14 protein-coding genes and 1 pseudogene are annotated in these 12,183 nt (G+C 71.3%); 6 read left to right on the top strand and 9 right to left on the bottom strand.

Translation table 11 applies throughout. From position 1 onward, the window contains the following. Positions 1 to 669: a TetR/AcrR family transcriptional regulator gene (locus AB0H81_RS18820; RefSeq protein ID WP_358375920.1), complete on the bottom strand. Its 669-nt coding sequence runs from the start codon at positions 667 to 669 to the stop codon at positions 1 to 3. An 81-nt stretch (positions 670 to 750) separates the two neighbouring features. On the opposite strand from AB0H81_RS18820, the gene AB0H81_RS18815 reads away from it, so the two are divergent. The 3 genes from AB0H81_RS18815 (at position 751) to AB0H81_RS18805 (ending at position 2,634) form a co-directional block, all read left to right on the top strand. After that, on the top strand, positions 751 to 1,437 hold the full coding sequence (locus AB0H81_RS18815; RefSeq protein WP_358375918.1) for an SDR family oxidoreductase: 687 nt from the start codon (positions 751 to 753) through the stop codon (positions 1,435 to 1,437). 122 nt (positions 1,438 to 1,559) lie between these two features. After that, positions 1,560 to 2,312 carry a DNA-formamidopyrimidine glycosylase family protein gene (locus tag AB0H81_RS18810; RefSeq protein ID WP_358375916.1) on the top strand — a complete coding sequence of 251 codons (753 nt, stop codon included), beginning with the start codon at positions 1,560 to 1,562 and terminating at the stop codon, positions 2,310 to 2,312. A 151-nt stretch (positions 2,313 to 2,463) separates the two neighbouring features. Next, positions 2,464 to 2,634, top strand: coding sequence for a hypothetical protein (locus tag AB0H81_RS18805; protein ID WP_358375914.1), 171 nt, complete (start codon positions 2,464 to 2,466; stop codon positions 2,632 to 2,634). Positions 2,635 to 2,703: 69 nt separating this feature from the next. Here the strand turns inward: AB0H81_RS18805 and AB0H81_RS18800 are convergent, their stop codons facing one another. The 5 genes and pseudogenes from AB0H81_RS18800 to AB0H81_RS18780 all read right to left on the bottom strand — a co-directional run bounded on the left by AB0H81_RS18800 (position 2,704) and on the right by AB0H81_RS18780 (position 7,116). After that, positions 2,704 to 3,528: a PIG-L family deacetylase gene (locus AB0H81_RS18800; RefSeq protein WP_358375913.1), complete on the bottom strand. Its 825-nt coding sequence runs from the start codon at positions 3,526 to 3,528 to the stop codon at positions 2,704 to 2,706. An 81-nt stretch (positions 3,529 to 3,609) separates the two neighbouring features. Then, the gene (locus tag AB0H81_RS18795) at positions 3,610 to 4,185 is read right to left on the bottom strand and encodes an AMP-binding protein (RefSeq protein WP_358375910.1); all 576 of its coding nucleotides are present in this window, start codon (positions 4,183 to 4,185) and stop codon (positions 3,610 to 3,612) included. 83 nt (positions 4,186 to 4,268) lie between these two features. Continuing rightward, a pseudogene (locus AB0H81_RS18790) lies at positions 4,269 to 4,418 on the bottom strand (hypothetical protein); the annotation flags it as partial. 12 nt (positions 4,419 to 4,430) lie between these two features. Then, a complete protein-coding gene (locus AB0H81_RS18785; protein WP_358375909.1) occupies positions 4,431 to 4,574 on the bottom strand; it encodes a hypothetical protein in 144 nt (47 codons plus the stop codon). 205 nt (positions 4,575 to 4,779) lie between these two features. After that, entirely contained in the window at positions 4,780 to 7,116 is a 2,337-nt protein-coding gene (locus tag AB0H81_RS18780; protein ID WP_358375907.1) for a glycoside hydrolase family 3 N-terminal domain-containing protein, read from the bottom strand. Positions 7,117 to 7,489: 373 nt separating this feature from the next. Here AB0H81_RS18780 and AB0H81_RS18775 point away from each other — a divergent pair, with 373 nt between their 5' ends. Then, positions 7,490 to 8,497, top strand: a complete 1,008-nt coding sequence (locus AB0H81_RS18775) for a LacI family DNA-binding transcriptional regulator (RefSeq protein WP_358375905.1) — start codon at positions 7,490 to 7,492, stop codon at positions 8,495 to 8,497. A gap of 15 nt (positions 8,498 to 8,512) precedes the next feature. Here the strand turns inward: AB0H81_RS18775 and AB0H81_RS18770 are convergent, their stop codons facing one another. Genes AB0H81_RS18770 through AB0H81_RS18760 form a run of 3 tightly spaced genes read right to left on the bottom strand, consistent with a single transcriptional unit; the run spans position 8,513 to position 11,126 of the window. Further along, positions 8,513 to 9,649: a hypothetical protein gene (locus AB0H81_RS18770; protein ID WP_358375903.1), complete on the bottom strand. Its 1,137-nt coding sequence runs from the start codon at positions 9,647 to 9,649 to the stop codon at positions 8,513 to 8,515. 32 nt (positions 9,650 to 9,681) lie between these two features. Then, positions 9,682 to 10,224, bottom strand: a complete 543-nt coding sequence (locus AB0H81_RS18765; RefSeq protein WP_358375902.1) for a GNAT family N-acetyltransferase — start codon at positions 10,222 to 10,224, stop codon at positions 9,682 to 9,684. Beyond that, entirely contained in the window at positions 10,221 to 11,126 is a 906-nt protein-coding gene (locus AB0H81_RS18760) for a hypothetical protein (protein WP_358375900.1), read from the bottom strand. Before AB0H81_RS18760 ends, AB0H81_RS18765 begins: the two co-directional genes overlap by 4 nt. Before the next feature lie 34 nt (positions 11,127 to 11,160). Here AB0H81_RS18760 and AB0H81_RS18755 point away from each other — a divergent pair, with 34 nt between their 5' ends. Then, positions 11,161 to 11,283: a hypothetical protein gene (locus AB0H81_RS18755; RefSeq protein WP_358375898.1), complete on the top strand. Its 123-nt coding sequence runs from the start codon at positions 11,161 to 11,163 to the stop codon at positions 11,281 to 11,283. Positions 11,284 to 11,862: 579 nt separating this feature from the next. Further along, on the top strand, positions 11,863 to 12,159 hold the full coding sequence (locus AB0H81_RS18750; RefSeq protein ID WP_358375896.1) for a hypothetical protein: 297 nt from the start codon (positions 11,863 to 11,865) through the stop codon (positions 12,157 to 12,159). The last annotated feature ends 24 nt before the right edge of the window (positions 12,160 to 12,183 follow it).

Below are 12,183 nucleotides of genomic sequence, written 5' to 3'. Positions count from 1 at the left end.
TCAGGAGGCCGGCCCCGCGGATGACCGCGAGCCCTGCCGTTCCGGCGCGGGAGCGGACGACGGCGGAGCGGACGACGGCGCGGCGGACGGCGGCGGGGCGGAGAGGGCGCGCAGGAGCAGGCCGGTGAGCTCCCGGCCGACCGGCTCTCCCAGGGGGGCGTGGTCCAGCATGAGCCGGTACCACAGCACCCCGTACACCACGTCGATGAGCAGCTCCCGGTCCACGTCCGCCGGGATCTCGCCGCGGGCCGCGGCGCGGTCGAGGATCTGCCGCAGCGCGGCGCGGCGGCTGAACAGGAACCGGTCGCGGAACGCCTTGGCGAACTCCGGGTCGAGCAGCGCCTGGGCCATGAGCCCGGTCAGCACCCGCCGCAGGCCGTGCTCGCGGAACGTCGCGTCCAGGAACGCCGACAGGTCGCCGTCCAGCGTGCCCTCGTCCGGCACGGTGACGATGCTCTCGGCGCGGTCGATCAGCGCTTCGAGCACGACGTCGGCCTTGGAGGACCACCAGCGGTAGACCGTCTGCTTGCCCACGCCGGCGCGCGCGGCGATGCCCTGCATGGTCAGCGCCGCGTAGCCGTGTTCCTCCAGGTCGAGCATCGCCGCGGTGAGGATCGCCTGCCGCGCGGCCTCGCTGCGTGGCCGTCCCGGGCCGCGTGGATCCGTCATGGACCCCACTTTACAAGACGTCGCGTCTCGGATTAGGCTCGGGACATATCGAGACGTTGCGTCTAGAAAAGGAGGCGCGCTGTGCGCGTTGTGATCATGGGAGGGACCTCGGGCATCGGCCTGGCCGCGGCGGAGCGGCTGGCGGCGGACGGCGCCGAGGTGATCGTCACCGGCCGTGACCCGGAGAAGCTGGCCGCGGTGAAGGACCGGGTGGCCCAGGCCGAGGCGGTGGACGGCACGGACGAGGAGCAGGTAGCGGCCTTCTTCGGCCGGATCGGGCCCGTCGACCACCTCGTCCTGGCCTTCAGCTCGGGCGGTGGCGGCATCCGGCCGGTCACCGAGACCGGGGCGGACGACGTGAGAGGGGCGTTCGAGGGGAAGCTGTTCGCCTATCTGTCGGCCATCCGGCACGCCCGGGTGACGGAGTCGATCGTGCTCATCTCGGCGGCGTCGGCGCGGGCGGCGCTGCCCGGCACGGTGACGCTGGCCGCCGTCAACGGCGCGATCGAGAGGATGGTGCCGCCGCTGGCCGCCGAGCTGGCGCCGGTCCGGGTCAACGTCGTGGCACCCGGCGTGATCGACACGCCGTGGTGGTCGTTCCTGCCGGAGGAGGCCAGGCGGGAGCAGTTCGCGGCGATGGCGAGCGGGCTGCCGGCCAAGCGGGTCGGCCGTCCGGACGACGTGGCCGAGGCGATCCGCTACCTGATCGGCGCGACGTACGTGACCGGCACGATCCTGCCGGTGGACGGCGGCTTCACCGTCGCCTGACCGTCCGCCCGTCCTCGCCCCTCCTCGCCCCTCCTCGCCCGTCCTCGCCCGGACTGCGCCGCGCCGGCGCCGCACCGTGCCGGTCGCGTAAGCCTCGCGGCTCACCGGGTACGTCATCGGACATGCCGGAAGGACACCTCGTTCACCGCCATGCCGCCGAACAGCACGCGGACCTGGCCGGGCGGGCGGTGCGCGCGTCCGGGCCGCAAGGGCGGTTCGACGCGCGAGCGTGGGACGGACAGGCGCTGACGGAAGTGGAGGCGGTCGGCAAGCACCTGCTGTACCACTTCGACGACACCCCCACCGTGCACGTGCACCTGGGCATGCGGGGGATCTTCCTGCGGTACGACGATCCGGGCACGTCGCCGCGTCCCGGGACGCGGTTGCGGCTGGCCACCGACGAGGTGGCGTACGACCTCATCGCCCCGTCCCGCTGCGAGGCGTTGTCCGCGGCGCAGGTGGCGGCGCTGCGAGGGTCGCTCGGGCCCGACCCGCTGCGCGCGGACGCCGATCCGGAGCAGGCCGTCGCCCGCCTGACCGCCTTCGGCGGGCCGGTGGGCGCGGCCGTGCTCGACCAGAAAGTGTGGTCAGGCATCGGGAACGCGTGGCGGGCCGAGTTGCTCTTCCTCGCCGGTCTGCACCCGAACGCGCGCGGTGTCTCGCCGGAGGCGGCCCGCCGGCTCTGGGACGCCGCGGTCACATACCTCACCCTCGGCCGGGACGCCGGGCAGGTGGTGAGCGACCCGGACGCGCCTTCGGAGCGCTGGGTGTACAGGCGCGAGCACTGCCGCAGGTGCGGCGCACCCGTCCTGACCTGGGAACTCGCTTCCAGGACCGCATATTCTTGCCCTATGGAACAGCCGGAGGGCCGTTGACCGGCCTCCTCGACATCCGGCGCGTCCACGTCGAACCCGAGGCGGCCGCTCTGCCGCGCGGGCGTGAGATCCTCGGCCGGTTCCCCGGCGCCGAGATCGTCGAAGGCGAGAGCCACCAGCGCATCCAGGAGCTGTACGACACGAGGCCAACGTGGCCCGCTGGGTGCGGATCAAGACCGAGGCGCTCGTGCTCGGCGTCAAGGAGTCGCTGACCGCCGAGGTCGTCTTCCTCACCCACAACGACCGGCTGCGCCAAGTCAACCTGGGCCGGCATCCGAAGGCGGAGGAGGTCCCCGGCTGCCGGATCCGCCACGCCTTCTGAGCACAACCTCGGCGACGGTCAAGCCGGGCGCCGCCTCCCGCGGCCGGCTCGCCGCGCCTGCCGGACGAGTTACGGGCGGAGGCCGGCGAAGAGGTCGTCCTCGTGGTCGGGGGCGTCGACGCGGCTGCGCACCCGGGTGAACGACTCGTGCGAGAACGCCTCCTGCTGTGTCTCCTCCGGCATGCTGAGCAGGAAGATGTTGTCGCCCTGGCTCTCGTGCGCCTGCAGCGCCTTGAACTTGCGCTCGACCCACGGCGTGACCTCGACGACGGTCGTCACCAGCTCGTCGGGGGTGCCGAAGTCGTCGGACGGCTGGAAGTCGCCGAAGTCGACACCGGACTCGGCCATCAGCTCGAACATGCGCTTGATGGCCGCCCGCGGGATGGCCGTGTAGTAGAGCTTGTCGGGGATGCCGGTCGCCTCGACCGCCGCCACGGCCACCCGGTGGGTCTGCACGTGGTCGGGGTGGTTGTAGCCGCTGCCGCCGGTCTCGTCGTAGGTCACGACGACCTGCGGCCGGTAGCGCTCGATCAGCTCGGCCAGCCGGGCCGCGGCGGCCTCGACCGGGACGTTGGCGAACGCCTCGGGGTGCTGGTTGGTCTCCCAGCCGTCCATGCCGGAGTCGCGGTAGCCCAGCAGCTCCAGGTGGTCGATGCCGAGGAGGTCCACCGACTCGCGCAGCTCCGCCAGCCGCCGCTCGGCCACCGCGGCGTCGTCGTGGCCGGGCTCGCCCGGCTTGACGCCGCCCGGGCCGTCGCCCTGCTCGCCGTTGGTGCAGGTGACGAGGACCGTGCGGATGCCTTCGTCGGTGTAGCGGGCGAGGACGCCGCCGGTGCTCAGGCACTCGTCGTCGGGGTGGGCGTGCACGGCCATGAGGGTGAGTTGCCGATCCATGGGAGCGACCCTACTCCCCGGCACCGACAACCCGCGGCCGAGTCCGGGCGGCCGAGGCGGGCACTCGCGGCCGGGCCACTGTCAGAGGGTGGCGCGGAGCTCGCGCTTGAGGACCTTGCCGCTGGCGTTCTTCGGCAGCGCCTCCACGAACGTCACCCGCTTCGGGGTCTTGAACGGCGCCAGCCGCTCGCGCAGGAACGCGATCAGCTCCTCGGCCGTCAGCGTGGCCCCCTCGTGCAGCACCACCGCGGCCGTCACCGCCTCGATCCACCTGTCGTCCGGCACCCCGAACACGGCCGCCTCCGCCACCGCGGGGTGCCCGTAGATGGCCTCCTCGACCTCGCGGCCGGCCACGTTCTCGCCACCCGACTTGATCACGTCCTTCTTGCGGTCCACGACCGTGAGGTAGCCGTCGGCGTCCATGGTCCCGAGGTCGCCGCTGTGGAACCAGCCGCCGCGGAACGCCTCGGCGGTCTTGTCCGGGTCGTTCCAGTAGCCGAGCATCGCGTGCGGGCTGCGGTGCACGATCTCGCCGACCACCCCCGGCGGCACCGGCCGGTCCTCGTCGTCCACGACGCGCGTCTCCACGTTGAGCGCCGGGCGGCCGGCCGAGCCGAGACGGGTGAGCTGCTCGTCCGGGCCGAGGATCGTGGCCACCGGCGCCATCTCGGTCTAGCCACCCCGAACGCGTGGTTGTTGTGGCTGAACACCGCGAACCGGTCGCCCTTGCCCACGCCGCGGGCGGCCAGGGCGTTGGCGGTGCGGTTGACCACCCGGTCGAGGCCGGCGTAGCTCTGCCTCAGCTCGCCGTACACGATCGCGGTCTTGGCGGGATGCCGCGCGGCCGTGCGCCGCAGGAGGTCTCCGATGGCATGCCGGCGAGTGGTCATCCGCGCACATCCTCACATGGGGCCAGAACGGTGTTCGGTGATCCTAGCCCGCGAGGAGCCGCCGGACCACGGCCGCAGGAAGACGTATTCGTGCGCGGCGTCGGCACGCACCGCGCACTCCACGTACGCGGGGACGCCCTCGAACCGGTCACTCACGCCCGCCTCCCGCGCCGCCGACGCGGTCCCTGAAGGCGTCCATGCGGGGGTTCATGACTTGAGTGCTCCTGTGGTGATGCCGTTACGCCGGTACTTCTGCCGCGCTCGTTCAGTAGGTGGGGCCGCCCTGTCGGCTGTGCGGAGGCGACGCCGGCGATGCCGCCGCTGCCGACGATGGCGATCCGGGCCGGCCCGGTGTCCGGGATCATGACTGCTCCTCGGCGGTGCTCCGGCGGGGAAGAAGGTGAACGCTGACGTCGGTGAGCCGCCGTTCGGCGCCGGTGACCTCGTACACCGGGCCCGTGATCGTGATCGGCCGCTCGGCGACCACGTCGGCGGCCGAGCGCCGGACCGAGACCACCACCGCGCCCGGCTCCACGACCCGGCGCCCGTGCCGCCCGGTGAACGCGAGCAGCCGCAGCGGCACGTCGAAGCCGACCCGCGCGGCCTGGCCCGGCTCCAGCTCGACCCGGGCGAACCCGACGAGCTGGGCCACCGGCCGGGTGACCGAGGCGACGGTGTCGGAGGCGTACACCTGGACCACCTCCGCGCCCGGCCGCCCGCCCGTGTTGCGGACGGTCACCGCGCAGCGGATCGACCCGCCGCCTGCGGGCACGGTCTCGTCGGCGGTCAGGCCGGTGTAGGCGAAACCCGTGTAGCTCAGGCCGTGACCGAAGGGCAGCGCGGGCGCGGGGTCGATGTTGCTGACGGAGCTGGCCGCGCCGAGCCGCGGGTGCAGATAGCTGTACGGCTGGCCGGCCGCCGAGCGCGGCATGCTCATCGGGAGCCGGCCGGAGGGGTTGACCGCGCCGCTGAGCACCCGGGCGACGGCCCCCGCGCCCGCCTCGCCGGGGAAGAACGCCTGCACCACCGCGGCCGCCCGGCCGAGCAGGTCCGGCACCGCGTACGCGCGGCCGGTCAGGAGCACCACCACCGTCGGGGTGCCGGTGGTGAGGACGGCCTCGGCCAGCTCCGCCTGGGCGCCGGGCAGGTCCAGCGACTCCACGTCACAGCCCTCGCCGGAGGTGCCCCGGCCGAACAGCCCGGACCGGTCGCCCAGCACGAGGATCGCCACGTCGGAGGAGGCGGCCAGCCGGGCGGCGGCGGCGATGCCCGTGCGGTCGCCGTCGTCCACGCCCGTGCCCCGCTCGTGGGCGATCTCGGCGTCCGGCAGCTCCGCGCGCAGCGCGTCGAGGAGCGTGGGAACCTCGATGCCGGTCGCGACGTCCGGGAACTGCGGCAGCACGTGGTTGACGAACGCGTAGCAGCCGAACAGCGCGGTGACGCTGTCCGCGTTCGGCCCGACGAGCGCGACCCGCCGCCCGGCCGCGCCGCCGAGGGGCAGCACACCGTCGTTCACGAGCAGCACGACCGACTCCTCGGCGAGCCGGCGCGCCACCTCCCGCGACGCCGGCGGGTCGAGGTCCACGGGCGCGGACGGCTCCGGCTTGTAGTCGTCGTCCAGCAGGCCGAGCGCGGCCTTCTGGGTGAGCACGCGGCGCAGCGCCCGGTCCACCAGGTCCTCGGAGACGCGCCCGGCCAGCACGGCCGCCTTCAGCGGCTCCAGGTAGGCGACGCCGGTGGGCAGCTCCACGTCGATCCCGGCGGTGAGCGCCTGGACGGCCGCGTCCTCGGCGTCGTCCGCCACGGCGTGCAGGGTGTGCAGGAACGCCACCCCGAAGTAGTCGGCGACGACGGTCCCCTCGAATCCCCACGCGTCGCGCAGCAGCGCGGTCAGGTAGGTGGGGTCGGCCGCGACCGGCACACCGTCGATCTCCGCGTAGGAGTGCATGACCGAGCCGGCGCCTGCGTCCCGCACCGCCACCTCGAACGGGAACAGCAGCGTGTCGGCCACCTCGCGCGGGCCCGCGTGGACCGGCGCGAGGTTGCGCCCGGCGCGCGAGGCGCTGTAGCCGACGAAGTGCTTGAGCGTCGCGATCACGCCCGCCGACTGGAGCCCCCGCACGTACGCCGCGCCGATCGCGGCCACCGCGTACGGGTCCTCCGAGACGCACTCCTCGACCCGGCCCCAGCGCTGGTCGCGGATCACGTCGAGCACCGGGGCGAGGCCCTGGTGGACGCCGAGCGCCGCCATGTCCTCGCCGATCCGCCGCGCCATCCGCTCGACCAGGGCGGGGTCGAACGACGCCCCCCACGCGGGGGGCACGGGGTAGGTGGTGGCCCGCCAGGCGGCCAGGCCGGTCAGGCACTCCTCGTGGGCCAGGGCGGGGATCCCCGGCCGGGTGCGCTCCATCAGCCAGCGCTGCCGCTCGGCGAGCCGCGCGGCGGCCCACTCCGGGTCGACGGGCCGGGTGCCGAAGTGGCGGGTGACGTGCCCGAGGCCGTGGCGGGCGAACGCCTCGAACTCGACGTCCTCGCCCTGCATCGTGTCCTGGAGCGGGGCGACGACGCCCTCCTCGCGGTCGACGTTCAGCCAGACGCCGACGAGCTGCGCGAGCTTCTCGTCCAGCGACAGGCCGGCCACCAGGTCGTCGACCCGCCGGGAGCGGCGGGTGTCCGGGCTCTGCGGGTCAGGGGTCACCGGCGTCCATCCTCATGGGGCCTCATGGGGTCGGCCATCTCCGATCAGGCGTGCGGCGGGCGGGGAAGGGGGTGGCGTGAGGCATCGCGCCGGCGGGTGAACGGCCCGTGATGGCGGCGATTGGCGGGCGACGACGAGGGGCGGACGACGACGGGAGTCAGAAAGTTTCTGACCCATTTTCCGAAACATTATCGTGACATTGCCGTGGCGTTACGCTAGGCTCCGGCTCGTCAGCGTGTCAACACTCGCTGCGAGCCCCAGCCCGCCCTGACCCCCCCGATCCGCGGGCGACCTCGCTCGAACGAACCTTTTCCGAAACATTTCGGTTCGGGTGGCGACCGCCGGACGGCGCGCCACGGTCACAGGAGGTCCCGTGCCACGAGCCACGCTCGCCGACGTCGCCGCCGCCGCCGAGGTCTCGGTGCCGACCGTCTCCAAGGTGCTCAGCGGCAAGAAGCACGTCTCGCCCGCCACGCGGGAGAAGGTCCTCGAAGCGGTCCGGGCCCTCGGCTACGAGACGCCCCGCCCGGCCGGCACGCCCCGGGCCGGCCTGGTCGACCTGCTCATCGACGGCCTCGGCTCACCCTGGGCGCAGCTCCTCATCAGCGGCGCCGAGCGGGCCGCGGCGCGCCGGGGGTTCTCCCTCGTCGTCACCTCGTCCGCGCGGCCCGACTTCGACCTGCGCCAGTGGCTCGGCATCCTGCGCAAACGCGGCACCGACGGCATCGTGCTCGTGCTGTGGCGGGCCGGCCAGGAGGAGGTCACGGCCATCCAGGAGCTGCTGCACGTGCCCCTGGTGCTGCTCGACCCCGTCGGCCTGCGCGACCCCCGGCTCTCGACGGTCGGCGCCACGAACTGGTCCGGCGGCGTCATGGCGGCCACCCACCTGCTGGAGCTCGGGCACACCCGCATCGGCTTCATCGGCGGGCCCCGCGACCTCCAGTGCACGCTCGACCGGCAGGAGGGCTACCTCGCCGCGCACCGCACGTTCGGCATCGAACCCGACCCCGGCCTGACCCGCTTCGGCGACTTCCTCATCAGCGGCGGGAAGGAACACGGCGGCGAGCTGCTCGACCTGCCCGACCGGCCCACCGCCGTCTTCGCGGGCTCCGACCTGCAGGCCGCCGGCGTCTACCAGGCGGCGGCCGCGCGCGGCATCCGGGTGCCCGGCGAGCTGTCGGTCGTGGGCTTCGACGACGCGCCGCTCTGCGAGACCATGTCGCCCCCGCTCACCACCGTCCGCCAGCCGCTCGGCGACATGGCGAACGAGGCCATCCGGCTCGTCGCCGACGAGCTGTCCCACCCCGGCGAGTCCACCGGCACCAGGATCGAGCTCGCCACCACCCTGGTCGTCCGGGAGAGCACAGGGAGGCCGGTATGACCTCACGCGATCATCTCAATCGGTTGTGGGCGGCAGCCGCAGCATCGACGGAGGCTTCTGTCCTGGTGCGGTCAGCCTCAGCAGTGCCTCTTCCGCCGTGACGGCGGGAGGAAGGAGTCGCACGAAGTCACCCCATGACTTGCGATCGGCCCGCCAGGCGTCCATGTACGCCAGACACAGACCCGGCGTGATCAGGGCAAGGCGACCGAGCGAGGCCCTGAGCGCCTCTGTCATGCGGGCCTTGTCCGCCATGTTCACCTGGGAGGCTTCCGGAATCCGGTGCAGAACTTCCAGAATGAAGCGCCGCCGCCGAGTCAAGAAATCACTCCAGTACTCGTAGTGGGCGTCATCGATGGTCCGGCCCTCGTCCAGAAGCCAGAAGACACCCTCCGCCAACACGTCGCCGAGTTCCTCGCTCCGAGCGCGCTCAGGCGTCCGGAACGGGTCGTAAGGCGCCTGCCGTACCGTTCCTGTCACGGACAGGGCCCGTAACCTCTCCCCGTCGAGGAGGTAGAACCAGTCCTCGTTGTAGATGTCGGGGAAGAACCCGGCCTCCGGGCCGGTCTCGACGACGAGTGCGCCGCCTCCGACGAAGGAGTCCTGGGCGCCTCCGACGGCGCGGTAAGCGTGGCACACGACGGAGTTGTCGGGAAAACCCGCGAGATGGAGGCCGACCGCGCTGAAGGAGCCCAGCAGTCCTGCCGCCCGGCGCAGGTCGTCCGGGTCCTCTACCTCGATGTCGTCGTCGAGGAAGACCACGCGTTCCCAGGACAGCATCCGTGCCAGCACCAGGGCGAGATTGCGCTTGGCCGCGGTGTCGGCCCTGCGCCGGAAACGCGGCGGGAGAACGGCGGACGTCTCGAGGCGCGGAATCCTGAAGGCGTGGACCCCGGGGAAGTCCACGACGACCACCTCTGCCCCCAGGCCGGCCAGCGGCCGCAACCGGCGGGTGCCCGTGTACGGGCCGCTGCAGAGCACCAGGAGAGGACAGTGCAGTGCATGCGAGAGGCGCACCGCGTGAAGGAGATGGCGGTGGCGGCGCACGGTGGGGACGACGATGGCGTCCACTGCTGAACGCGCTACGGGGCCCGTCGACGTGAGCAGCAGATCGCGGTGGGAACCGTGGTGTTCCGCCGCTGCGATTGTCGACATGGCCCTGCCTCATCAGCGCGTCGTCTGTCCGGTCATGGTCGATCTCCAGCGTGTACAGACAAACGGGCGCTGACGAGATCCTTGTAGAACACGTGACACACTTCTTCTTCCCTTCTGACGCCGCCTGAAGAGAGAAAGATTTCCTTTGTAGTCTGCAGCGCCCCTTGTGTCCATTCCAGGTAGCCGAGCGTCTCGTAGAAGCGGCGGGCGATGGCGTTGGCCGGGTCCAGTCCGAGGACCACCTGTTTGCAGCCGCGTTCGGTGAGCCGAGATTCGATGTGCCCCATGATCGCGCTGCCGATGCCTCGCCGGCGCCGGTCGGGCACGACCTCCAGGTGCGTGATCAACGGTACGCCGGGGAAAGCCTCCTCCAGCTCGGGTTCCTCTTTCGGCTCCAGCCACAGGTAGACATCGCCGACCACTCGTGTGCTCTGGCGTGCCACAAGGAGGACGCCGCGGGCCTCCGCCTGTCGGGTGAGCTGCCGGCGAAAGTATGTCTCTTGCCCGAAAGCTCGCAAAAGGTCGGGCAGATCTCCTGGCGTGGCCGGATCGATGCCGATGTCGTTCGTGCTCATCGTTGGTTTCTTCGGTCGGGCGGTGAGGGATGATCCTCGGCGCGGGGCTCGTCCTTCGACTCCTCGTCATCGAGGGGAGTCCACTCGTGCAACCTGTTCTCCGGCATCTGCCAGTCGGGGGAAAGGATCTTTCCGTCGATGATCACCACACGGCTGAGAATGCTGTAGGTGGCTGAGCTTCCGAACCGGTCGTTCACATAGGCGGTGTTGTCGTCGCGCACCTCTGGGTCGGTCAGAGCCCTGACGACACCGAGAGTCCCGCGAGCGTACATGCCGTTGCACAGGGTGATCGTGGATCGCCTGAAGTAGGGATTGGGGCCGCGATAGAAGTGGCCGATGTCCTGCTGAAGAACCTGTGTTCCGTCTTCCTCGGTGGAGAGTTGCGGATGATGTCTGACTTTCCGCCCGCCCTCGTCGATCTCGAAGTAGGTGCCCTGTGGGGCGGTCTCCCAGTGGGCCACCTGCTCGACGGGCAGGCTGGGATCCGACAGCAGCTTCCGTGTCTCCTCGTTCCAGTCGATGCCGCCCAGCAGGATGAGATGCCCCCGGTAGTCGTCGGAGGTGAGGGTGCTCGTTCTGCGCAGCCGCGTCTCGGTGTCCGGATTGCAGGCTCTGATGTGGCCGTAGAGCTCTACGAGCGCGTCGAGATCGGCGTAGTTGTACAACTCCACATAGTCGGGATCCTTGGGGTCTGAGTAGGGCATGCGCCGGAGCATGTCGGCCGGCACTTGCGCGCTGACGATGGTGATCGGTCTTCCGTCGTCGAACGCCCAGAGGTTCCGGTAGGGGCGCACTGAGGGTGGCGAGCCCCTCGTCAGGGCGGCGGAGCGCAGATCGAGCAGTTCCCGCAGAAGCGCACTCCGGTGGCGAAGCTCGTCCTCGGTGAGCTCGGAGATCTCCATGAGCCGCAGGGTGCCCTCTTGCAGGGAGCGGCTCGTGCTGAAGAGTGTCGCGTACGCCTCCAGGCGCCCTCGGGGAGGCAGGGCAGGGCTGGTGGCCGACTCCCACGACGAGATCAGGGGGACGCTCACGTTCAGGGCGCGTGCCAGCAGCGGCTGAGTGATCCTGACGTGGGACCCCAGGCTCCCGCGCAAGGACCTGAGTCGTTGCGCAAGGGCCTGGCGAGGATCTTTCTCTGGTTCCACGGTGACATCCTTCACCCGATCTTCATTGAATTCAATGAACTCCTCGAAGACAGTTCGCGCGGGGGGTGGGGAGTGGAGGTCTCCGGTGAAGTTCCCGAAGGTTTTCGCGTTTGGGGGGCACAGTTAAGGGGCGATACAGGCAGACGTGAATGGGGGCGAGCGCAGGCCTCAGTCGTCTGCCTCCCGTGCGAAGCTCCAGGTCGCCGGGACATCTGCTTGGCCGGCGGGACGGAGATGGCGCAACGCGGGCCAGTGTCGGCGGTTGGCCGGACGACGGGGCGGGAAAGCTTTTATTCAGCAGATTCACTGTACTTGGTCTGAAGTCCTGAATCTGGCGGAGGAGTCATGCGTGCGAGAAGTCCCCCAAGTCGCCGGATCAGGCGCGGGCTGAGCACTCACCAGAAGGCAGGCACCCGCGTGTCGGCGCAACGATCACCAGGAGTGCCCGCACTCGTCCAGGCCCCCATCGGCGCGTCACATCTCAGGAACCTCGATGTCTGCAACCTCAACCCTCCCCACCGTCCTGGCAACGGCGCTGGCCGGTCCCTTCGCGTGGGTGGCGACCACGGCCACCATGGCCAGCCCCGAAGGGGTCACCGCCGCGCGCGGCGTGCTCTACCTGCTCGCGGCCGTGTCCTTCTGGGTCATGATCATGTTGATCCGCCAGGCGTCCCGGGTCGTGTCCACCCTGCTGCGCGTGCTGCTCGTGCTGATCGCGCTCACCGCGTTCGGCGCGCTGGCCGCCATGGCGATCATCGCGCAGGTCGCGCTCGCCGTCGGCCCCCTCTGAGCGGCGGGCCGGCCGGGCGGGCGC

The sequence above is a fragment of the Nonomuraea sp. NPDC050691 genome, from assembly GCF_040654455.1.
In the GTDB taxonomy this organism is placed as follows: domain Bacteria; phylum Actinomycetota; class Actinomycetes; order Streptosporangiales; family Streptosporangiaceae; genus Nonomuraea.
This window is presented reverse-complemented; position numbering and strand designations above follow the sequence as displayed.